General features: G+C 66.2%; 26 protein-coding genes. 9 read left to right on the top strand and 17 right to left on the bottom strand.

Translation table 11 applies throughout. The features are described from left to right. The first annotated feature begins 24 nt into the window (after positions 1 to 24). Positions 25 to 372, top strand: a complete 348-nt coding sequence (locus GN331_RS09810; protein WP_156641783.1) for a GFA family protein — start codon at positions 25 to 27, stop codon at positions 370 to 372. A gap of 3 nt (positions 373 to 375) precedes the next feature. On the opposite strand, the gene GN331_RS09805 is transcribed toward GN331_RS09810, so the two are convergent. From GN331_RS09805 to GN331_RS09775, 7 genes are read right to left on the bottom strand one after another with little or no spacing between them, the layout of a single operon-like run. Beyond that, the gene (locus GN331_RS09805) at positions 376 to 627 is read right to left on the bottom strand and encodes an FAD assembly factor SdhE (RefSeq protein WP_331713438.1); all 252 of its coding nucleotides are present in this window, start codon (positions 625 to 627) and stop codon (positions 376 to 378) included. Then, positions 624 to 1,025: an MAPEG family protein gene (locus tag GN331_RS09800; RefSeq protein WP_156641782.1), complete on the bottom strand. Its 402-nt coding sequence runs from the start codon at positions 1,023 to 1,025 to the stop codon at positions 624 to 626. Before GN331_RS09800 ends, GN331_RS09805 begins: the two co-directional genes overlap by 4 nt. A gap of 19 nt (positions 1,026 to 1,044) precedes the next feature. Continuing rightward, the gene (locus tag GN331_RS09795) at positions 1,045 to 1,827 is read right to left on the bottom strand and encodes a succinate dehydrogenase iron-sulfur subunit (protein ID WP_156641781.1); all 783 of its coding nucleotides are present in this window, start codon (positions 1,825 to 1,827) and stop codon (positions 1,045 to 1,047) included. Between the two features lie 17 nt (positions 1,828 to 1,844). Then, positions 1,845 to 3,632: a succinate dehydrogenase flavoprotein subunit gene (gene sdhA / locus GN331_RS09790; protein WP_156641780.1), complete on the bottom strand. Its 1,788-nt coding sequence runs from the start codon at positions 3,630 to 3,632 to the stop codon at positions 1,845 to 1,847. A 4-nt stretch (positions 3,633 to 3,636) separates the two neighbouring features. Next, the gene (gene sdhD, locus GN331_RS09785) at positions 3,637 to 4,020 is read right to left on the bottom strand and encodes a succinate dehydrogenase, hydrophobic membrane anchor protein (RefSeq protein ID WP_156641779.1); all 384 of its coding nucleotides are present in this window, start codon (positions 4,018 to 4,020) and stop codon (positions 3,637 to 3,639) included. Between the two features lie 3 nt (positions 4,021 to 4,023). Next, complete coding sequence (gene sdhC / locus GN331_RS09780; RefSeq protein ID WP_156641778.1) at positions 4,024 to 4,407, bottom strand: succinate dehydrogenase, cytochrome b556 subunit; 384 nt, start codon at positions 4,405 to 4,407, stop codon at positions 4,024 to 4,026. Positions 4,408 to 4,446: 39 nt separating this feature from the next. Continuing rightward, entirely contained in the window at positions 4,447 to 4,659 is a 213-nt protein-coding gene (locus GN331_RS09775; protein ID WP_331713437.1) for a DUF1674 domain-containing protein, read from the bottom strand. 84 nt (positions 4,660 to 4,743) lie between these two features. Between GN331_RS09775 and ygfZ the strand changes: the two genes are divergently transcribed. Next, positions 4,744 to 5,559, top strand: coding sequence for a CAF17-like 4Fe-4S cluster assembly/insertion protein YgfZ (ygfZ, locus tag GN331_RS09770; protein ID WP_331713436.1), 816 nt, complete (start codon positions 4,744 to 4,746; stop codon positions 5,557 to 5,559). 6 nt (positions 5,560 to 5,565) lie between these two features. On the opposite strand, the gene GN331_RS09765 is transcribed toward ygfZ, so the two are convergent. The 8 genes from GN331_RS09765 to GN331_RS09730 form a co-directional block, all read right to left on the bottom strand. Then, positions 5,566 to 5,874 (bottom strand): hypothetical protein, encoded by a 309-nt coding sequence (locus tag GN331_RS09765; protein ID WP_156641776.1) that lies wholly within the window; start codon positions 5,872 to 5,874, stop codon positions 5,566 to 5,568. A gap of 38 nt (positions 5,875 to 5,912) precedes the next feature. Beyond that, entirely contained in the window at positions 5,913 to 8,180 is a 2,268-nt protein-coding gene (locus GN331_RS09760; RefSeq protein ID WP_156641775.1) for a thiamine pyrophosphate-dependent enzyme, read from the bottom strand. After that, a complete protein-coding gene (locus tag GN331_RS09755; RefSeq protein WP_156641774.1) occupies positions 8,177 to 8,722 on the bottom strand; it encodes a hypothetical protein in 546 nt (181 codons plus the stop codon). Before GN331_RS09755 ends, GN331_RS09760 begins: the two co-directional genes overlap by 4 nt. Then, on the bottom strand, positions 8,722 to 10,272 hold the full coding sequence (locus GN331_RS09750; protein ID WP_197427073.1) for a DUF3857 domain-containing protein: 1,551 nt from the start codon (positions 10,270 to 10,272) through the stop codon (positions 8,722 to 8,724). The genes GN331_RS09755 and GN331_RS09750 overlap by 1 nt, the downstream gene beginning before the upstream one ends. Beyond that, on the bottom strand, positions 10,269 to 10,937 hold the full coding sequence (locus GN331_RS09745; protein ID WP_425489278.1) for a glutathione S-transferase family protein: 669 nt from the start codon (positions 10,935 to 10,937) through the stop codon (positions 10,269 to 10,271). Before GN331_RS09745 ends, GN331_RS09750 begins: the two co-directional genes overlap by 4 nt. Beyond that, a complete protein-coding gene (locus GN331_RS09740) occupies positions 10,916 to 11,458 on the bottom strand; it encodes a GNAT family N-acetyltransferase (RefSeq protein WP_331713435.1) in 543 nt (180 codons plus the stop codon). Before GN331_RS09740 ends, GN331_RS09745 begins: the two co-directional genes overlap by 22 nt. 5 nt (positions 11,459 to 11,463) lie before the next feature. Beyond that, on the bottom strand, positions 11,464 to 12,627 hold the full coding sequence (locus tag GN331_RS09735; protein WP_156641772.1) for an acyl-CoA dehydrogenase family protein: 1,164 nt from the start codon (positions 12,625 to 12,627) through the stop codon (positions 11,464 to 11,466). A gap of 104 nt (positions 12,628 to 12,731) precedes the next feature. Further along, the gene (locus GN331_RS09730) at positions 12,732 to 13,520 is read right to left on the bottom strand and encodes a glycine zipper 2TM domain-containing protein (RefSeq protein WP_425489285.1); all 789 of its coding nucleotides are present in this window, start codon (positions 13,518 to 13,520) and stop codon (positions 12,732 to 12,734) included. Between the two features lie 232 nt (positions 13,521 to 13,752). Here GN331_RS09730 and GN331_RS09725 point away from each other — a divergent pair, with 232 nt between their 5' ends. Both GN331_RS09725 and GN331_RS09720 read left to right on the top strand, forming a co-directional pair. After that, positions 13,753 to 13,983, top strand: a complete 231-nt coding sequence (locus GN331_RS09725; RefSeq protein WP_156641770.1) for a DUF6116 family protein — start codon at positions 13,753 to 13,755, stop codon at positions 13,981 to 13,983. After that, positions 13,983 to 14,750 (top strand): TatD family hydrolase, encoded by a 768-nt coding sequence (locus GN331_RS09720; protein ID WP_156641769.1) that lies wholly within the window; start codon positions 13,983 to 13,985, stop codon positions 14,748 to 14,750. Before GN331_RS09725 ends, GN331_RS09720 begins: the two co-directional genes overlap by 1 nt. A gap of 339 nt (positions 14,751 to 15,089) precedes the next feature. On the opposite strand, the gene GN331_RS09715 is transcribed toward GN331_RS09720, so the two are convergent. Then, positions 15,090 to 15,890, bottom strand: coding sequence for a tRNA threonylcarbamoyladenosine dehydratase (locus tag GN331_RS09715; protein ID WP_156641768.1), 801 nt, complete (start codon positions 15,888 to 15,890; stop codon positions 15,090 to 15,092). Between the two features lie 79 nt (positions 15,891 to 15,969). Between GN331_RS09715 and GN331_RS09710 the strand changes: the two genes are divergently transcribed. From GN331_RS09710 to GN331_RS09700, 3 genes are all read left to right on the top strand, one after another. After that, positions 15,970 to 16,386 (top strand): cytochrome c, encoded by a 417-nt coding sequence (locus tag GN331_RS09710; protein WP_156641767.1) that lies wholly within the window; start codon positions 15,970 to 15,972, stop codon positions 16,384 to 16,386. 128 nt (positions 16,387 to 16,514) lie between these two features. Further along, complete coding sequence (locus GN331_RS09705) at positions 16,515 to 16,973, top strand: outer membrane lipoprotein (RefSeq protein WP_156641766.1); 459 nt, start codon at positions 16,515 to 16,517, stop codon at positions 16,971 to 16,973. Between the two features lie 211 nt (positions 16,974 to 17,184). Next, positions 17,185 to 18,297: a M35 family metalloendopeptidase gene (locus tag GN331_RS09700; RefSeq protein WP_197427072.1), complete on the top strand. Its 1,113-nt coding sequence runs from the start codon at positions 17,185 to 17,187 to the stop codon at positions 18,295 to 18,297. Positions 18,298 to 18,386: 89 nt separating this feature from the next. Here GN331_RS09700 and GN331_RS09695 read toward each other — a convergent pair whose 3' ends face one another. Beyond that, on the bottom strand, positions 18,387 to 18,596 hold the full coding sequence (locus GN331_RS09695) for a cold-shock protein (protein ID WP_156641764.1): 210 nt from the start codon (positions 18,594 to 18,596) through the stop codon (positions 18,387 to 18,389). A 152-nt stretch (positions 18,597 to 18,748) separates the two neighbouring features. On the opposite strand from GN331_RS09695, the gene GN331_RS09690 reads away from it, so the two are divergent. After that, a complete protein-coding gene (locus GN331_RS09690; RefSeq protein WP_156641763.1) occupies positions 18,749 to 19,237 on the top strand; it encodes a DUF456 domain-containing protein in 489 nt (162 codons plus the stop codon). 90 nt (positions 19,238 to 19,327) lie between these two features. After that, entirely contained in the window at positions 19,328 to 20,593 is a 1,266-nt protein-coding gene (locus tag GN331_RS09685) for a phospholipase D-like domain-containing protein (RefSeq protein WP_156641762.1), read from the top strand. The last annotated feature ends 17 nt before the right edge of the window (positions 20,594 to 20,610 follow it).

Raw genomic sequence — 20,610 nt, 5'->3', positions numbered from 1 at the left:
CGCATTCCCCCAGGAGCGCGCACGATGCAATATTCCGGTAGCTGCCAATGCGGCCAGGTCGCCTTCGATGTCGAAGGGGACATCGACAGCGGGCTCGCCTGCAATTGCTCGATGTGCGGCAAGCGCGCGTCGCTGTTGTGGTTCGTGCCGCGCGACAAGCTCGTGCTGCGCACGCCGGAAGCCGACCTGGCGACCTACACGTTCAACAAGCACCACATCCAGCATCGCTTCTGCGACAACTGCGGCATCCACGTGTTCGGCGAGGCCAATGATCCGAAGGGCAATCCGGTCGCGGCGGTGAACCTGCGCGTGCTGGATAACGTGGATCTATCCGCGATTCCCGTGCACCACTACGACGGGCGCGCGCTCTGAAGCCTAAGCGTGCGGCAGGTTGCGGATGCGTTCGACGAGGGCCTGCAAGTCTGCGTCGGGGGCGGTTTCATGCCCGAGGAACCACTTCCACAAGCGATCGTCTTCGCTGTCGAGCAGGCGCAGGAACGTGGCGCGATCGGCTTCGCTGGATTGTCGCCACGACGTATCGAGCCAACGCTCGAGCAATTGATCCAGCTCGCGCATGCCGCGGCGGCAGCGCCATTTGAGCTTGCGCAGCTCGGCTTCGTCGTTCACCAGGCCTCCATCGCGAGATAGGCCCACCACGTGAACAGCACCAGCGCGCCGGCGACGTACAGGAGGAACCGGTGCATCACGCGGTTGTAGGTGCAATGCACCGCGCTGTGCAGCACGCGCAGGACGACGAAAGTCCACGCCAACCCGATCGAAATCGGCGTGACCAGGTTCGTGAGCATCGCAACGAACACCGCGGCGTAGAACAACACCGGAAGTTCGAACAGGTTGCGGAAGTTGTCGGACGCGCGCGTGTCGGTCAGCAGGCGCGCCATCTCCGACGAGGTGGCCACCGCTTGCGCATCGATGCGCGCCCGCCCGATCTCGGCCAGGCGCAACCAGTACATGCGAACAAAAACGACGGCCGTCAGGCCGACCAGGACGAACGCGGGCTTGAGCATCTCCGCGCCGGCCACGGGATCAACCGCGCCTTGCCAGCATCAACTTCTTGATCTCACCGATCGCCTTCGCCGGATTCAGGCCCTTCGGGCAGGTCCGCGCGCAGTTCATGATCGTGTGGCAGCGATAGAGCTTGAACGGGTCTTCGAGGTCGTCCAGGCGCGCGCCGGTGTCTTCGTCGCGCGAGTCGACGATCCAGCGATACGCCTGCAGGAGGATCGCGGGGCCGAGGTAACGATCGCCGTTCCACCAGTAGCTCGGGCAGCTCGTCGAGCAGCACGCGCACAGGATGCATTCGTACAGGCCGTCGAGCAGCGCGCGGTCTTCCTTCGACTGCAGGCGTTCGCGATCCGGCGCCGGCGTCTGCGTGCGAATCCACGGCTTGATCGACGCGTACTGCGCGTAGAAGTGCGTCATGTCCGGCACCAGATCCTTCACCACCGCCATGTGCGGCAGCGGGTAGATCGGCACTTCGGCCTTCGTGCAGTCGGAGATCGCGCGCGTGCACGCCAGCGTGTTCGTGCCGTCGATGTTCATCGCGCACGAACCGCAGATGCCTTCGCGGCAGGAGCGGCGGAAGGTCAGCGTCGGGTCGATCTCGTTCTTGATCTTGATCAGCGCGTCGAGAACCATCGGGCCGCAGGTCGCGAGGTCGACGTCGTACGTGTCGACACTCGGGTTCTTGCCGTCGTCCGGGTTCCAGCGATAGACCTTGAAGGTGCGCACTTGCTTCGCACCGGCAGGCGCAGGGAAGTGACGGCCCTTGCCGATCTTCGAGTTCTTCGGGAGCGTGAATTCAGCCATGGTTTCTCGTTCCCCGGTCAGTAGACGCGCGGCTTGGGCGGCACGACTTCGACATCGTCGCTGAGCGTGTACATGTGCACCGGGCGGTAGTCGATGCGCGTGTTGCCCGCATCGTCGGCCCAGCACACGGTGTGCTTGTGCCAGTTGGCGTCGTCGCGCTCCGGGAAATCCTCGCGCGCATGCGCGCCGCGGGATTCGGTGCGGTTTTCCGCCGACACGATCGTCGTGAGCGCCTGGCCCAGCAGGTTCTGCAGTTCCAGGGTTTCGATCAGGTCGGAGTTCCAGACCAGCGAACGGTCGCTGACGCGCACGTCGGCGAACGAGGCGTGGATCTCACGCACCTTCGCCACGCCTTCGGCCAGCGTTTCGCCGGTGCGGAACACCGCGGCGTCGGCCTGCATCGCGCGCTGCATGTTGTTGCGGATTTCCGCCGTCGGCATCGAACCCTTGGCGTTGCGCAGGCGATCGAAGTTGGCGAGCGACTGATCGCACGCCGACGACTTCAGATCCTTGTGCGGCGCGCCGGACTGGATCGTCTCCGCGCAACGGTTCGCGACCGCGCGGCCGAACACCACCAGGTCGAGCAGCGAGTTGGAACCAAGGCGGTTCGCGCCGTGCACCGAAACGCAGGCCGCTTCGCCGATCGCGTAAAGGCCCTGCACCACCGCGTCGGGATTGCCGTCGCGCAGTTGCACGACTTCGCCGTGGTAGTTGGTCGGAATGCCGCCCATGTTGTAGTGGACGGTCGGGATGACGGGGATCGGTTCCTTCTCGACGTCCACGCCCGCGAAGATCTTCGCGCTCTCGGCGATGCCGGGCAGTTTTTCGTGGATGTCCTTCGGGTCCAGGTGCGTCAGGTCGAGGTTGATGTGGTCCTTGTGCGGGCCCACGCCGCGGCCTTCGCGAATTTCGATGGTCATCGAACGCGAGACGACGTCGCGCGAGGCGAGGTCCTTCGCGTTCGGCGCATAGCGCTCCATGAAGCGCTCGCCGTTGCTGTTGCGCAGGATGCCGCCTTCGCCGCGCACGCCTTCGGTGATCAGGCAGCCCGCGCCGTAGATGCCGGTGGGATGGAACTGCACGAACTCCATGTCCTGCATGCCCAGGCCGGCGCGCAGCGCCATGCCGCCGCCGTCGCCCGTGCAGGTGTGCGCGGAGGTCGCCGAGAAATACGCTCGGCCGTAGCCGCCGGTGGCGAGCACCACGCCGTGCGCGCGGAACAGGTGCAACGTGCCTTCGGCCATGTCGAGCGCGAGCACGCCCTTGCAGGCGCCCTCCTCGTCCATGATCAGGTCGAGCGCGAAGTATTCGATGAAGAACTGCGCCTTGTGCGCGAGCGACTGCTGGTACAGCGTGTGCAGGATCGCGTGGCCGGTGCGGTCGGCGGCCGCGCACGTGCGCTGCGCGATGCCCTTGCCGTAATGCGTGGTCATGCCGCCGAAGGGGCGCTGGTAGATGCGGCCGTCTTCGGTGCGCGAGAACGGCACGCCCTGGTGTTCGAGTTCGATGATCGCGGGAATGGCCTCGCGGCACATGTATTCGATCGCGTCCTGGTCGCCCAGCCAGTCCGACCCCTTGATGGTGTCGTAGAAGTGGAAGCGCCAGTCGTCTTCGCCCATGTTGCCGAGCGCGGCGGAGATGCCGCCCTGCGCGGCGACGGTGTGCGAACGCGTCGGGAAGACCTTCGTCAGGCACGCGGTCTTCAGGCCCTTCTGCGCGAGGCCGAAGGTGGCGCGCAGCCCGGCGCCACCGGCGCCGACGACGATCATGTCGTACTTGTGTTCCTGGATCTTGTAGGCGGTCATTTTCTCAGGCCATCAGCGCGATGCGGACGATCGCGAACAGCGACGCGATCGCGCCGAGGGTGCAAGCAAAGAGATTCAGCAACTGGAGGGTGACTTCCCAGAAGCGTGTGTGGACGTAGTCTTCGATGATCACCTGCATGCCGAGTTTGGCGTGCCAGAACATCGCGACGAGGAAGGCGCCCATCAGGATCGCGTTCCAGGGGCGGCGCAGCACGTCGATGGCGTGCGTCGAATCACCGCCCGCGATCGAGAACAGCACCCACACCAGCCACGCAATGAGCAGCGCGAGCGCGACGGCGGTGACGCGCTGCACCCAGAAGTGCCCCGTGCCGGTCTTGCCGGAGCCCAGGCCGCGGGCGCGTGCGAGCGGAGTACGCAGGTCGTTCATGGCTCAGGCGACTCCCAGTGCGAAGAACCACAGCGCGGCGGTCACGACCACCGTCAGCGCGAAGACGGTCCAACCGGTCTTGTAGACCGTCGGAATGTCGTAGCCATGGCCCGTATCCCACAGCAGGTGTCGCAGGCCGTTGAACAGGTGGTAGACCAGGCACAGCGAGAAGGCGAAGGTGAAGAACAGGCCGATCGGCGATCCCACGCACGCCATCGCGCGCGCGCCCGATTCCGGGCCCATCGCCAGCATCACCAGGAACCATGCGAGGGCGAATGCACCCACGGTCAACCCGACGCCGGTGGCGCGGTGCAGGATCGACATCGTCATCGTGATCTGCCAGCGATACACCTGCAGATGCGGTGACAGGGGGCGTTGGGTCGCCATACGTGCGTCCTTCCTTACGTGATGGTCAGCGCCGCGGCGTCAGAAATCGATGCAGCGGCCATTCTTTTCCCAATCGCCATAGCGAACCGGATCCGGTCCCTTGCGCCCGCCGATCTCGACGGGAGGCGAAACGGGGGCGTGCGTGTCGTCGGTCGGGACAACCTGCGTGCCTTCGCGCGGCGTCGCTGCACCATCGGGCAGCGTTCCGGCGTCGGTGGCAGGTTCGGATTGACCTATGATTCGCGGCGTCACAACCCCCGAAGTTTAAGTCTCGCCCGGATGTCCCACAACCTAGCGCCCCAGCCCGCCCCGGCATTTGCCCTTCCCGGCCACCGCGTGATCGCACTCGAAGGGCGCGATGCCATCGCTTTCGCGCAATCGCAGTGCATGAACGACGTGGAGGCCGCGCCCGTCGGGCGATGGCAATGGAACGGGTGGCTGACCCCGAAAGGCCGCGTCATCGCCCTGTTCGCCCTGGTCCGCGTGGCCCAGGACGCGGCGTGGCTCATCGTGCCCGACGCCGATGCCGATGCCCTGTCCGCGCAACTGCAGCGTTTCGTGCTCCGTCGCCAGTTGCAGGTGACGGTGCGCAACGATCTTCACGCGAGCGGCACCTTCGAAGGGCCCGACAAGGCCGCGGGTGCCAGTTTTGCCGGCAACCCGGCGGACGGGATCGAACTCGACTTCGGCGGATTCGGACTCAAGCGCACGCTGCGCATCGGACCGGCGATCGACGCGCCGCGCGACGACGACGCGGAATCGCGTTGGCGCGCATCCGACCTGCGCCTGGGGTTCCCGCGCCTGCCGCCTTCGCAAGCCGAACAGTGGACGCCGCAAATGCTCTCGCTCGATCGCCTGCATGCCTTCAGCGTGAAAAAGGGCTGCTATCCGGGACAGGAGATCGTCGCGCGCACGCATTTCCTCGGCCAGGTCAAACGCGGGCTCACGCTGTTCGAATGCCCGAGCGAACCGGAGGCCGGCGCCAACGTCGATGTCGGCGCGGTGCCGCTGGGCCAGATCGTCAGCACGGCGCGCAATGGCGACGGCTGGGTGGCGCTCGCCGTGTTGCCGGTCGAACGCCCGGACGTGCCGGTGATGAGCAACGGCGTGGTGTTGCGCGAACGCGCGTTGCTCGCGGGGTTGTCGCGTTAGGGAACGCTAATCAGCCCACAGGTCGCGACCACTCGTGGCGAACCACGGGGCGCGATTGCGCGCGACAAACCACTGGTGGAACGCGACGGCAGCGAGGTACGGAATCGCGAAGGCGACGACGGCCACATGCACGAATGCGGTCTGCACCTTGTGCGCCATCGGACCCGTCACGCCGAACGCCACCAGGCTCGCCGCGATGCACAACGTCAGCGTCATGCCGATCGCGTAGCTGACGCCGAGGCGTCGATCACCGCTGCGTCGATACGCGCCATACGCGCGACCCCAGCTGCGCAGCAGCGAGAAGACGAGCAGCATGAACCACACAGCCGTCAGAAACTGCTCGCGCGGCGACGTCAAACGCCCGCCAAACGATCCGCCGCCGCGACGATGTCCTCGTCCGACGGAATCACCAGGAACGCCGCACCCGCGAGCGGGGTGAACGTATCCGCGCCCACGACGCGCTGGAACGGCCGCGCGCCGTAACCGCCTTCGACGATCGCGGTGACCACGCCCTCGCCCACGCCTGCGCTGTGGCGGCCTTCGTCGACGATGATCATGCGCTTGGCGTTCTTCGCCTGCGCACGGATGTAGGTTTCGTTGAGGGGCACCAGCCAGCGCAGGTCGACCACGCGCGTCTTCCACCCGTGCTTGGCCTGGATCTGCTTCGCCGCACGCAGCGACATCGGCACGCCATTGCCGAAGGTGAAGATCACCAGGTCGTCGCCGTCGCCGTAGACGCGGCCTTCGCCGAGTTCCATGGTTTCGTTCGGCGCCGGGTATTCGGTCAACCAGCCACCATCACCGGGTTCGTACAGATCCTTGGCCATGTACAGCGCGATCGGTTCGAGGAACGCGCACACGCGCCCGTCGACCTGCGCGAGCGCCGCCATCGTGCGCAGCATCGTCGCGGCATCGTCGCCGCGCGACGGGCAACCGACGACCAGGCCCGGGATGTCGCGCAGCGCGGTGATCGAGTTGTCGTTGTGGAAATGCCCGCCGAAACCGCGCTGATAACCGAGCGAGGCGATGCGCATCACCATCGGGTTGCGGTACTGGCCGTTGCTGAAGAACTGCAGGCTCGCCGCTTCGCCGCGAATCTGGTCGCACGCGTTGTGGAAGTAGGCCAGGTACTGGATTTCGGGGAACGGCAGCATCCCCATGTTCGCGTAACCCTGCGCCAGGCCGAGGATGATCGTCTCGTCGAGCAGCGTGTTGAACACGCGCTTGCCGGAGAACGCCTTCTGCAGGCCCTTGGTCACGGTATACACGCCGCCCTTGAGCGCGACGTCTTCGCCGAACAACAGCGCCTGCGGATACTTCGCGAACAGATCGTGCAACGCGTTGTTGATCTGGATGGCGAGATGGCGCGCGGGTTGCTTCTCCGGCAGCTTGCCTTCACCACCGAAGGCCTGTTCGCGACGCGCGGCTTCCGGCGTGCGCGCAGCTTCCTTGCGCACCGCATCCGGCGTGTACGGCGCGAGCGGCTTCATCACGTCGGCCAGTTCGGTCAGGCGCGGGCGGCTGTCGGCGTCGTGCGCCGCAGCGAAGCACTTCTTCCGCGTGTCTTCGTAGAGCGCGAGGATTTCGTCTTTCGACATCAGGCCCGATTCCAGCGCGATCGCCGCAGAACGCAGCAGCGGATCGGTCGCTTCCACCGCGCACAGCTCTTCGATCGAACGCCATTCGATTTCGAAGTCGGTGCCGGCGTGGCCCATGATGCGCGTCGTGCGCAGGTGCAGGAACGTCGGGCGGCGCGTGCGACGGCAATGTTCGACCGCGGCTTGCACCTGGCCGTAGCCTTCGGCGAGATCCAGGCCATCGGCGTAGAAGTAATCGAGGTCCTGGCGATGGCGGAAGTTCTGCGCGACCCAACCACTCGGCGTCTTCACCGAAATGCCGATGCCGTTGTCTTCGCACACGAACAGCACGGGCGCGGGCAGCTTCTGGTACGCGGTCCACGCAGCGGCGTTGAAGGCGGTCTGCGCAGTGGCGTGGTTGCTCGAGGCATCGCCGAAGGAGCAGATCGCGATGCTGTCGTTCGGGATCGGCAATTCATGGCCGATGCGCGGGCCCTGCTCGATCGCAAGCGCCGTGCCCAACGCCTTCGGCAGATGCGAGGCGATGGTCGAGGTCTGCGGCAACACCCACAACGGCTTGCTGCCCCACACCTTGTGGCGCCCGCCACTCGCCGGATCGTCCTTGCTGGCCGCGAACGACAGCGCCGAATCCATGATCGGATCCATGCCCGGCAACTTGCGGAAGCGCTCGGCCATGAAACCGCCCGAGCGGTAATGCAGGAACGCAGGATCGGTGTGGCGCGTCAGGCGCGCGACCATCGCGTTGCCTTCGTGGCCGCTGGAACCGATCGTGTAGAAGACCTTGTTCTGCACGCGCAGCACGCGCGCCATCAGATCGAGATGACGCGAGATCAGCTGCGATTCGAACAGTTCGCGGAAGCCCTTCGCATCGAGCGCGCTGCCGTCGAGGATCGCTTCGTTCGGCGCGGGCGCGACATCGCGCTGCCCGTTCCAATCGCGCACGAACTCCTGGAAGTTGACGTCGCAGATCTCGGCGCGGTTGAGGCCCTTCATGCGGGCGGGGATCGGCTTGGCGGCGGTCATGGGGCACTGTCTCGGGAGCGATTCGGGGGTGCGGCGCTGGCGGTGCGCAAGCGGCGCAACTGGGTTTCCTGCACGTAGGCCAGGCCTGCGAAGAACAACATCAGGCCGGCGAGGACGGCGGCGATCAGGCGCCACTCGTTGACCGATTTCGCGTCGGCCTCGCGTGCGATCTCATCGGCGTCGTCGCCGATGGACACGCTGTATTCCATCAACTCGCGCGCGCGGCGGGCGTCGGCGCGGACTTTCGCGTAATCGCGCGCCGGCACCTGGTCGGCCAGGCGACGCCATTCGCCCACGATTTCCAGCTTGTCTCCCACCACGCGCACCACGCGATGGAAACTGAAGTACGGGTTGGCGATGGTGACCTGCTCCGGATCGATGTCCCAGCCGCCTGAAAGCCGCGTGCGCACCGTCTGTCGCGCATACGTCGGGCCGGTGAGAGCAAGCGGCGTGGTGCGCTTGTCGAGTTCGAAGGCCGGCATCCAGTCGAGCAACTGGAACAACACGATGTCGAAGTTGTTGTCGTCCGCGGGCCAGCGCATCACGTAACGCTCGATCGCCCGCGCGCCGCGCCCGCGCCGCTTTCGTGCAAGGTCGGCGTGCGCGTGGCCTGCAGGTCGTCGTAATACTTGCGCATGTAGCTGACGTAACGCTCGCCGAGTTCGTCCTCGCCATCGGCGAAGGTGCCGCGGATGCCGTCGGCCTTCTCGTTGCGATAGTCGGTGACGATCGTGAAATCGGCGCGGAAGCCGTCGTCCGTCGTCGCGAGGTCCACGCGCTGCCCGACATCCACCAGCGGCGCGCGCGGCGGCGGCTGCGGAATGTCGACGAGGCGATCGCACGTCGCGCACAGCGGCAGGCCGAGGCGATACGGAAGCGGCGAACGATCTTCGAGCGCGCCGGTTTCGGGATCGCGCGTCGGGTCGATCCAAACCGGCTTGTTGTCCAGGTGCGCGCGCACGACGACATGGTCGAAGGCAACGGCGCTTGGCTGTCGGCTGGCCAGGGATTCGCGGCCTTCGGTATCGACGAGGACCGGCTCGGCCTGGATGCCCGCTTCGTGCAGCAGCGCGGACAACAGCACGGCCTTGTCCTTGCAGTCGCCGAAACGGCGCGCGACCACGGTTTCGGGCAGGTTCGGCTCGTGCGAATTCTTGCCCATGTCCAGCGCGGTGTAGCGGATCTCGCCTTCGACGAAGGCGATCGCGCGCAACATCGCCGCGCGCTTGTCGGCGTCGTGCAGGCGCAGGCGTTGCACGAGGTCGGCGGCGAGCGCGCGGTCTCGCAAGCGCGGGAGATACATCGGCACGGCCCACTGCACGACGTCGGACCACGTCTTCGCCGTGGAGAGTTCGATGTCGCCGTAGGGATCGAAGCTCGACGGCGTGTCGGGCTCGGTGCGCGTGCGCGGCAGGCGGCGCGCGGCGAATTCGACGAAGCGTGCGTCGCCGATCGCCCCGTCCTGTCGCGTGAAATCGCCCGGCGCGCGCACATGCAACGGGCGCGCCGGCGAATACAGCGCACGCACGCGGCGATACGCGAGCGCGGCGCCGAAGCGCGCGGTGAACGTGCCGTGGTACCCGCCGCGGAACACCGGATTGGCGCCCACCACGCTGTAGCTGTAGTCGACGATGTCGCCCACGCGCAGGTCGGGCAAGGTGATGCTCAGCGTGTGTTCGCCGTCGTACATCGCCGAGTCGAGGTCTTCCTCGCGGCGCAGCACTTCGATGCGCGCCGATTCGCGTCGGTCGGTGACCTGGCCGCCGCGCCGGACATGGATGGCGTGGATTTCCACGCGCTGGTATTCGGGTTGGTACCAGATTTCGAGTTGGCCGCCGTCGGACAGCGCGCGCGCGTTATCCAACCGCGTGGCGACGCGACGATACGTGACGCGCTCGGGGCCGCGCACGTCGATCTGGTCGTCCAGCAGCAGGTAGCGCGTGCCCTCGCGCGTGGGTTGCGCGTCGCCGGCGTCGGGCAACGGCGCATCCTTCACCCACGTGGGCGCGGGCGCGAAGCGATAGTCGTTGGCGAACACGGGCAGTGCCAGGCAGCACAGCACGAGGGCGAGCAGGAATCGGTGCAGCTTCACGAGGTGGCCGCCAAGCGCTCGCGCACTTCGGCATCGTTTTCCGGCAGCGCGACGAACCCGTCGGTGGCGCGCACGCGATTGAGCCAGCCGCGCACCATCGGATAGTCCTCCAGCGCCACGCCGCCTTCGTCCGCCACCGCCGTGTACGCGAACAACGCGATGTCGGCGACGCCGTACTGCGCGCCGGTGAACCACCCGTGTTCGGCCAGGTGGCGTTCCATCACGCGCAATGCGTCGTGCGCGCGTTCGCGCAGGCGCGGCAGCTCCGCGCGGCGCGGAGAGTCGATCGGCGTCCATCCGCAGATGAAGCGTGCGACGGCGACGTAGGGTTCGTGGCTGTACTGCTCGAAGAACATCCAGCGCAGCGCCTGCGCGCGTTCCCACGCATCGGACGGCAGGAACGGCGTGCCGTCGGCGAGCCAGCACAGCATCGCGTTGGATTCGGTCAGCACCGCGCCGTCTTCGCGCACGAGCACGGGGACCTTGGCGTTGGGATTCAGCGCGAGGAATTCAGGCGTGTGCGTTGCGCCGATGTCGCTGCGCGTTTCGACCCAGCGATACGGGCGGCCGAGTTGTTCGAGCAGCAACCGCACCTTGTGGCAGTTGCCCGAAGGCGAGAAGCCATGGACGGTGACGGTGCCCATCAGCGCTTGCGTGCCCGCCATTCCTCGCGCGACTGCGCCCAGATGTCGATCACCACGTCTTCGAACGGCGCCGGCAACTGACCGCGCCCGCGATTGCGCGAACCCAGGCGCTTTGCGAGCTCTTGCGAGCCGACGTTGTCCAGGTCGATCGAATGGATCACTTCGGTCCAGCCCAGCGTGTCGAAGGCCCAGTCGATCGATGCGACCGCCGCTTCAAACGCATAGCCCTTGCCCCAGGCCGCGCGACGCAGCGCCCAACCCACTTCGGTGCCCGGCCAGCCTTCGGGATGCCACGGGCCGATGTTGCCGACCCATTGGCCCGAGGATTTCTCGATCACCGCGAACATGCCGAAGCCCTGCACCGCCCACGCACCGGGCATCTGCAGGAACTTGCGCCAGGCCGCAGCGCGCGGCGCGGTGCCGCCGATGAAGCGGCACGCTTCTTCGTCCTGCTGCAACTCCGCGAAATACTCGAAGTCTTCCGCGCGTTGCACGCGCAGCAGCAGGCGTTGCGTTTCGATTTGGGTGTCCAGGCGCGACACGGGCGTCAGAACGCGCTGATGCCCGTGAGTTCGCGGCCGATCACCAACTGGTGCACGGTCTCCGTGCCTTCGTAGGTGATGACCGACTCGAGGTTGAGCGCGTGGCGGATCGCCGCGTGTTCGGTGGTGATGCCCGCGCCGCCGAGCAGGTCGCGGCATTCGCGCGCGATGTCGATGGCGATGCGGCAGTTGTTCCACTTCGCCAGCGACACCTGCGAGGGCTGCATCTTGCCGGCGTCCTTCAATCGGCCCAACTGCAGCACGAGCATCTGCGCCAGCGTGATGCGGCGGGCCATCTCGGCCATCTTGATCTGCGCGCTCTGCGTGGCCGCGACGGGGCGGCCGAACAGCATGCGTTCCTTGGTGTAGTGCAGGACTTCGTCCAGGCACGCGATGGCGGCGCCGATCGGGCCCCACGTGATGCCGTAGCGCGCCTGCGTCAGGCAGCCGAGCGGACCCTTCAGGCCCTTCACGTTCGGCAGGCGATTGGCTTCCGGCACGCGCACGTTGTCGAAGAACAGCGCGCTGGTCACCGAAGCGCGCAGCGACATCTTGTGCTTGATCTCCTGCGCGGCGAAACCGGTCATGCCCTTTTCGACGATGAAGCCCTGGATGCCGTCGTCGGTCTGCGCCCACACGATGGCGATGTCGGCGAGGTTGCCGTTGGTGATCCACATCTTCGAACCATTGAGGACCCAGTCGTCGCCGTCGCGGCGCGCGTTGGTCTTCATGTTGGCCGGGTCGGAGCCACCCTGCGGTTCGGTCAGGCCGAAGCAGCCGATCACCTTGCCCGCGGCCATGTCGGGCAGCCAGCGCATGCGCTGTTCTTCCGAGCCGTAGGCGAAGATCGGATACATGCACAGCGAGGACTGCACGCTGACGAAGCTGCGGATGCCGCTGTCGCCGCGTTCGAGTTCCTGGCAGATCAGGCCGTAGCTGACGGCGTTGAGGCCGTGGCCGCCGTACTGCTCCGGCAGCGAGGAGCCGAGCAGGCCCAGCTCCGCGATCTCACTCACCAATTCGCGCGGGAAGCGGCCCTCGTCGAAGGCATCGCCGATGATCGGGATGACGCGTTCGTCGGTGAAGCGCGCGACCGTATCCTGGACGGCGCGCTCCTCTTCGCTGAGCAGGGAGCGGACGTCGTACAGATCGTAGGGATGCAGGGCCATGGGGGGCTTTGATGCGGACGGAAGCCCGGCATTGTAGGTAAAAAAAACGGGGCCGGATCGCTCCGGCCCCGTCTGGTAACGGTTTCCGCTTGTCTGGCCGGGGGTTAGCCGTTGTCGTCGCTGCCGCCGACCGACGCGGTCTGCGTCACGACCTGGCCGTCGATCACGGGCAGGCGCTGGCCCGGCTTGTCGTCCATGCGCACGGTCTTTTCCTCGCCGTCATAGCGGTAGGTCACGTCGTAACCGACCGTCCGGGACTCGCTCCCCAGCGAAATGCGGCTGCCGGGCTTCTCGCCGGTGCGCATCGTGCCGGTGGTGCCGTCCGGATTGCGGTAGGTCACGTTCCAGGCGACCGTCTTGGACGACTGCGAGGTCGAGGTCTCGGTGTGGCACTGGCGCTCGGTCTTGTCGACGACCTTGCCGCCCACGTGGCGCTTGTCGATCTCGCGACCGGCGAAGCCACCGGCCACCGCGCCGGCGACGGTCGCGGCCTTCTTGCCGTTGCCGCTGCCGACCTGGTTGCCCAGCAGGCCGCCGATCACCGCACCGGCGACCGTGCCGCCGACGTTGCCGTCGCGTTCCGGGGCGCGCTCCTGCACGACGACGTCCTGGCAGACCTCGTGCGGCGTGGAGGTGGTGCTGGTTTCCTTGATCGGCTCGGTGCCGATGACCTGCGCGTACAGCTTTTCCGACTTTTTGATCGGCTCGACGTTGACCACGTCGGCGTATTCGACCTTGCCGCTGGCCGGAATGCCGGCTTCGTCGAGGGGCTGGTCGCCCGCGACGGCGGCCGGATCGGCGGCGAGCGACGGCGAAGGCTGGACGTCGGCGGCGACGTCGGCCTTGCCACGGTTGTTCATGAAGGCCGCGGTGGCAACACCACCCACGAGCAGCGCGGCAAGGGCAATGGCGAGCGTGTTGTTCTTCAACATGAGAGTGGCCTCCTGGGCCTTCGTACTTGCTTCGGCGGCACGAGCGCCGGCGTCGGAGCGGATTCCAACACTTCCTTCCTGAACGGCCACCCTCGAATTTGACGACTTCTTAACCGAATCGTGAAGCACGGCACGCTCGCTGCATGACGCGTGCTAGCGTTGAATGAACGCACCATTCAGGACCGCACTCGCCATGCCCAATCTGCTTACCGACAAGGTGCTCGGGTTTCTCTCGAAGTTGAGTTTCCCGCGCCTGTTCCTCATTTCGGCGGCGCTGTTCGTGCTCGATACGGCGATTCCCGACCTGATTCCCTTCGCCGACGAGATCCTGCTCGGCCTCGGCACGTTGCTGTTGGCCGGCATCCGCAAGCGCAAGCAACCCGACGTCAAGGAGTCCGACGTCATCGACGCCCCGCGCCGCTGATGCACGCGCTGGTCGACACGCACTGTCATCTCGACGTTCCGGAATTCGACGCCGATCGCGACGCTGTCGTCGCGCGGGCGCGCGAAGTCGGCGTCACGCGGCAGATCGTTCCGGCCATCGAAGCGAAGACGTGGCCGGGTTTGCGGGATGCGTGTGCGCTCGACGACGGCTTGTTCCCGGCCTACGGCTTGCATCCGTTGCTGATCGCGGCGCATCGCGAGGCGCATTTGCGCGAGCTGCGTGAGTGGATCGAGCGCGAACGTCCCGTCGCCATCGGCGAATGCGGCCTGGACTATTGGGTCGAGGACCTCGATCGCGACGTGCAGGCCACCTATTTCGACGGCCAACTGCAACTGGCGCGCGAATACGATCTTCCGCTCGTCGTGCATGCGCGGCGCGCGGTGGATGCGGTGATCGCCGCGATCAAGCGCGTCGGCAAGCTGCGCGGCGTGATCCACAGTTACGCGGGCAGCGAAGAGCAAGCGCGGCAACTCGCCGACCTCGGGTTTCTCATCGGCATCGGCGGGCCGGTGACCTACGAGCGCGCGAACCGCATCCGGCGCGTGGCGGCGACGGTGCCGCTCGAAACGCTGCTGCTGGAAACCGACGCACCGGATCAACCCGACAGCACGCATCGCGGGCAGCGCAACGAACCGGCGCGCATCGTGCGGGTGATGGAAACGATCGCGGAACTGCGAGGCGTGGAGCCGGCGGTGATTGCGCAGGCGACGACGAACAATGCCGAACGGCTGTTTGGGTTGGCATGACACTTTGTTTGCGGCGCCACCAGTCGGGCGCAGCGGCACGCCGCATTGGAGGCCACATTACTCCGCAAGAGCTCACGCTCCGCAATGTGACCTCCAACGCGACGACCCCTGCGCACCACACGTACGGTTGCGCGACATCCGCTTTTGAGTGGACTCGTCGCTTTTTGATGGGGCCGCGCCAACTGCCAGCACACCAGACGGACGGAACCTCGCCCACCTCGGCGCGCGCACCGTCGTGACTTCGTCGCCTCTGGCAGGCGATGTTCCTCGCGGCGACCGGATGGGCTCACCGAAGGGGACGGCAAACAAACTGAGGCGTCCTTCCGAAGGGGTGCCAAGTCAGGCCTTCGCAGCTTTCGCCTTCAACAACACGTCCATCGCCTTGCCGACCGCCGCGAACGCGAACGCGCCGGTGACATGCGTCGCCGCGCCCAGGCCTGCGCCGCAATCCAACTTCAACGCTGCGTCGGCATCCATCTGCGGCCGCGTGCCGCACACGCTGCCATCGGCTTGCGGATAGCGCACGTTTTCCAGCGAGTACACCGCCGAGATGCCGAAGTAGCGATCCTTGCTGCGCGGGAAATTGAACTCGCCGCGCAGCTTCTTGCGGATCAGCGACAACATCGCATCGTGTTCGGTGCGCGAGAGATCGCGCACGCGCACTTGCGTCGGATCGGTGCGGCCGCCGGCGGAACCGACCGTCACCATCGGGAGCTTGCGACGGCGGCACCACGCGATCGAAGTGACCTTCGTGCGGAAGCTGTCGCAGGCATCGAGCACGAGGTCGAAGTTGCGGTCGAGCAGCGTGTCCAGGTTGGTCGGCGTCAGGAACTGCTGCACGGGGTCGACATCGATCTGCGGATGGATCGCGCGCACGCGTTCTGCCATCACGTCGGCCTTGTTGCGTCCGTAGTTGCCGGTGAGCGCGGGGAGCTGGCGGTTGGTGTTCGACACGCAAAGATCGTCGGCGTCGACGAGCGTGAGATGGCCAACGCCCGAACGCGCGAGCGCTTCGGCCGCCCACGCGCCCACGCCGCCCAGGCCGATGACGGCCACGCGGCGTGTGTCGAGGCGTTCCACCGCGCCACGCCCATAGAGCCGGTCGATCCCGGCGAAACGATCCCGCAAGTCCTGTCGCATACCGCGCATTCTAGCGAACGACGCCCGCCGCCCCGGCCCTCTGCTACCCTCGCGCCACCATCCACGCAGGAGCACGGACATGGCAGGCACCGGGGCGCGTTACTTCTTCCTCTTCCTTGTCGGCCTGGTGATGGGTTCCATCCTCACCGTGATGGCCGTGCGGACCTGGCAGGCGCGGCAGGATCCCTTCCCCGATGCGCTGATGCACGTGCAGCAGTGGCACGCGGTGCAACTGAAGAACAACCTCGAAGCCAACCGCTGCAACGCGACCGACACGCTGCCGCACTTCGCGGCGTTGCGCACGACGGCCGACGACATCGAGCCGGCATTCCCCAAGCTGCGCGACGATGCACGCTTCACCAAGGCCGCCAGTGGCTTCCGTGCAGCGCTGGATGCCGCGCGTGCGAATCCGCCGCTCACCTGCCCCGCGTTGGGCAAGACGCTGGAAACCATCGGCGGTGCATGCAAGGCCTGCCACCAGGATTTCCGCGGATAAGGCGAAGCCTGAAGTTTTCGCAACTGAACATCCGCTGATGCGCGCGCGGCAAACCGCGCGCGCTTGATGCCTCGTTCACCGCGCGACTCACAGCATCGGTGCCGGACAAACACCGACAGGAGAGTCGCATGAAGATGCACATGCTTACCGTAGCCGTCGCCACCCTCGCGCTCGCGGGCTGCGCATCGACGTCGCCGTCTTACAACGGATCGTCCGGTTACAACACGCCGCCGCCTGCGCAGAGCTGTTACGACTGCGGCACCGTCACGCGCATCGATGCGATCGGCGGGCAGCAGACCAGCGGCACCACGGGCGCGGTCCTGGGTGGCGTGGTCGGCGCGGTCGCGGGCCATGAGCTGGCGAAGAATTCGAGCGATGGCAAGCAGAACGCCGCGACGGTCGCCGGTGCGGTCGGCGGCGCGGTCGCCGGCTCGGCGATCCAGAAGAACATGAACAAGGCACAGAGCTACAACGTCTATGTGCGCATGGACAACGGCAACACGGTAACGCTCAACCAGGCCGATGTCGGCGGGATCCGTGAAGGCTCCTACGTGCGCGTCTACAACGGGCGCGCCTGGGTCAACTGATCCTTGCCAAGCCCCTGAAGCATCGTCCTGTTTCGAGGCCGCCCCCGGGCGGCCTCTTTTTTGCGCCGTCATCACGCGGGCTTCGCGCATATGCCGCGGGCAGCAGGGCTGCTGCAGCGCAGAATGCGGGCGGACGCGCCCGGGCCTATGGTCGGTCGTCCGCCGCAGAGCGGACATCGCGCTTCCAACCACTTTCGGGGGTTCCACTCGCATGAAACTGACCGTCAGCCAGACCGTCGTCGCATCCGCCCTCCTCGCCGGCTCGATCGCCGCAGTCACCACCGCGGCGCCGCCTTCGGCACGCAGCAATCCGTTGCAAGTCAGCATGGTCGCCGCCACCGGCAAGGCCAGCGACTTCCTCGGCGCCGTCGAAGTGCGCATCACGAACACGAGCCGCAACACGGTGCGCGTGCCGAAGTGGCAGCTCCCGTCGGATTTCCTCGAAGCCCGCCTGTTCCAGGTGAGCCGCGACGGCAAGCCGGTGCAATACGAAGGCCCGCTGATCAAGCGCCCGCTGCCGAGCGCCGCGGACTTCGCGATCCTCCGCCCGGGCCAGACCTACATCGCGAAGGTGGATCTCTCCGCCGCGTACGATCTCGCGCAATCGGGCCAGTACACGGTGACCTTCGCCTCGCCGCTGCAACACGCGTCCTTGTCGAACGGCCAGATGCTGCGCCAGGCCACCGGCGCGCCGATGATCGCGCGCTCGGCCCCGCTGCGCTTGTGGGTGGATGGCCGCGACCAATTGTTCGGCAAGGCCGGCGGCAACGGTGCGAAGAAGCCGCCGTCGGGTGGCGGCACCGTCGTCAACGGCGTGAGCTACGTCGGTTGCACGACTTCGCAGATCAGCACCGCGGGCAGCGCCGTCAACAGCGCGCGCACCTACACCGAAAACGCGAAGGGCTACCTCAACGCCGGCACCAGCGGCCCGCGTTACACGACGTGGTTCGGCGCGTATACCTCGAGCCGCTACAACACGGTCAAGTCGCACTTCACCTCGATCGACGCTGCGATGGACCAGAGCGCCGGCCAGGTCAAGATCAACTGCGGCTGCAACCAGAACTACTACGCGTACGTGTATCCGACCCGCCCGTACGAAATCTTCGTGTGCCGCGCGTTCTGGACCGCACCGTTGACGGGCACCGATTCGAAGGCCGGCACGCTCGTGCATGAGATGAGCCACTTCAACGTCACCGCCGGCACCGACGACCACGTGTACGGACAGGCGGGCGCGAAGAGCCTGGCGATTTCCGATCCGGCCGCGGCGGTGGACAACGCCGACAGCCATGAATATTTCGCCGAGAACACGCCGTCGCAGAACTGAAGAAACAAAAAGCCCGGCACCAGCCGGGCTTTCTGCATTTCACCGGGGTTGTAGGGGGGCCGAGCCCCCCAACGACCCCTTTTCAATTTCTAGGTCGTCTGCACTTCGTCCGCCTGCAGGCCCTTCTGGCCCTGCACGACGATGAAAGTCACCTGCTGCCCTTCCTTGAGGCTCTTGAAACCCTGCGACTGGATCGCGCGGAAATGCACGAACACATCGTCGCCATTTTCCCGGCTGATGAAGCCGAAGCCTTTCGCATCGTTGAACCATTTCACGGTTCCGGTTTCGCGGTTCGACATACGGGGTGCTCCCTCGGCGGTCGGTGGCTCGCCGGGGTCCGGCGAAACGCAGCGGCCGCACCGTACGCCCGCGTTCGACAAAAATCAACGCACCTGAACACCCCCTCGAACCCCCAGAATCAACCGTCCGGCGGAAGCCACCGAGAACCCTCATGACCCACCACGCGTTGCTCTACGCCCTCGCCGTCCTGCTCGTCCTGATCGGCTTGATGGGCGTCGTGTTGCCTGCCCTGCCGGGCCTGCCTTTCGTGTTCGCGGGCATGATCCTCGCGGCCTGGGCCGACGGGTTCCGGGAGATCGGTTGGGTCACGCTCACGGTCCTCGGGCTGATGACCGCGGTGTCCTTCGTCGTCGACTTCTGGGCCACCGCCCATGGCGCCCGGCGCGTGGGCGCGAGCAAGTACGCGATCTGGGGCGCGGTGCTGGGCACGTTCGCGGGGCTTTTCATCATGCCGCCGCTGGGGTTGTTCATCGGTCCGTTCCTGGGCGCGCTGATCGGCGAGCTGATCAAGGGCAGGGAAATCCGCCAGGCCGCGAAGGTCGGGTTCGGCACGTGGCTGGGCATCGTGCTGGCGATCGTGCTGAAGCTGGGCCTGGCGTTCGCGATGATCGGGGTGTTCGCGTTCGCGTGGTTCTTCTAGCGCACGCATTCACGCCTCGCGTGCGGCCGCTTCTTTAACGTCGCGTTTCCCAAGGACCCGGGGCGCGCGATGCGCTGGAGCAAGACCCGCATGCTGGCCGTCATCATCGTCACCGTGCTCGTGACTTTCCTGGCCGTCATCCTCGGCCTGAACTTCGTCAAGCCGGAAAAACAGATCGAACGCAAGGTCGAACACCGTTACGCGGCGGCCGACCCGCAGTTCCGTCGCGAAATGGGCGTGCTGCTCGGCCCGGCGATCGTTTCGCACAACGTGATCCAGGATCTGCAGAACGGCGACGAGATCTTCCCCGCGATGCTCCAGGGCATTCGCAGCGCGAAGCACACGATCAGCTTCGAAACCTACATCTACTGGGAAGGCGAAATCGGCCGCGAGTTCGCCGCTGCGCTGAGCGAGCGCGCGAAGGCCGGCGTGGCCGTCCACGTCACCATCGACTGGGCCGGCAGCTACAACATGGAAGACGCGCTGCTGGACGAGATGAAAGCCGCGGGCGTGCATGTCGTGCGCTATCGACCGCTGCATTGGTACAACCTCTCGCGCATGAACAACCGCACGCACCGCAAGCTGCTGATCATCGACGGGCGCGTGGCGTTCACCGGCGGCGTGGGCATCGGCGATCCGTGGCGCGGCAACGCGCAGGATGCCGATCATTGGCGCGACATCCACTTCCGCGTCGAAGGGCCCGTGGTCGCGCAGTTCCAGGCGGCGTTCAACGACAACTGGATCAAGACCACGGGCGAGGTGCTCAACGGGCCGGAGAACTTCCCGTCGCTGGAAAGCGCCGACGGCATGGATGCGCACATGTTCATCAGCTCGCCCAGCGGCGGCAGCGAGAGCATGCATCTGATGTACCTGATGGCGATCGCCGCGGCCGAGCACACCATCGACTTGGAAGCGGCGTACTTCATCCCCGACGAATTGATCACCAACGCCTTGCTCGCGGCGCGCAAGCGCGGCGTGCAGGTGCGCGTGATCGTGCCGGGCGAGAAGACCGATTCGGATGCCGCACGCCATGCCTCGCGCATGGATTGGGGCCCGATGATCAAGGCCGGCATTTCGATCAGCGAATACCAGCCGACCATGTTCCACAACAAGATGCTGATCGTGGACAAGGTGATGACGTCGGTGGGTTCGACCAACTTCGACCTGCGCAGCTTCCGCCTCAACGACGAGGCGAGCCTCAACGTCTACGACGCCCGCTTCGCCGATCGCATGACGCAGATCTTCGAACAGGACCTCAAGCAGTCGAAGGGCTACACCTACGAAATGTGGGAAAACCGGCCGCTGAAGGAGAAGTTCATCGAACGCGTGATCCTGCCGATCCGCTCGCAGTTGTAGACTGGGCGCGTCCCACT

Source organism: Noviluteimonas gilva (genome assembly GCF_009740395.1).
Classification (GTDB): domain Bacteria; phylum Pseudomonadota; class Gammaproteobacteria; order Xanthomonadales; family Xanthomonadaceae; genus Noviluteimonas; species Noviluteimonas gilva.
Note: the sequence above shows the minus strand (reverse complement) of the source record. Positions and strands in the feature narration are given on the sequence as shown.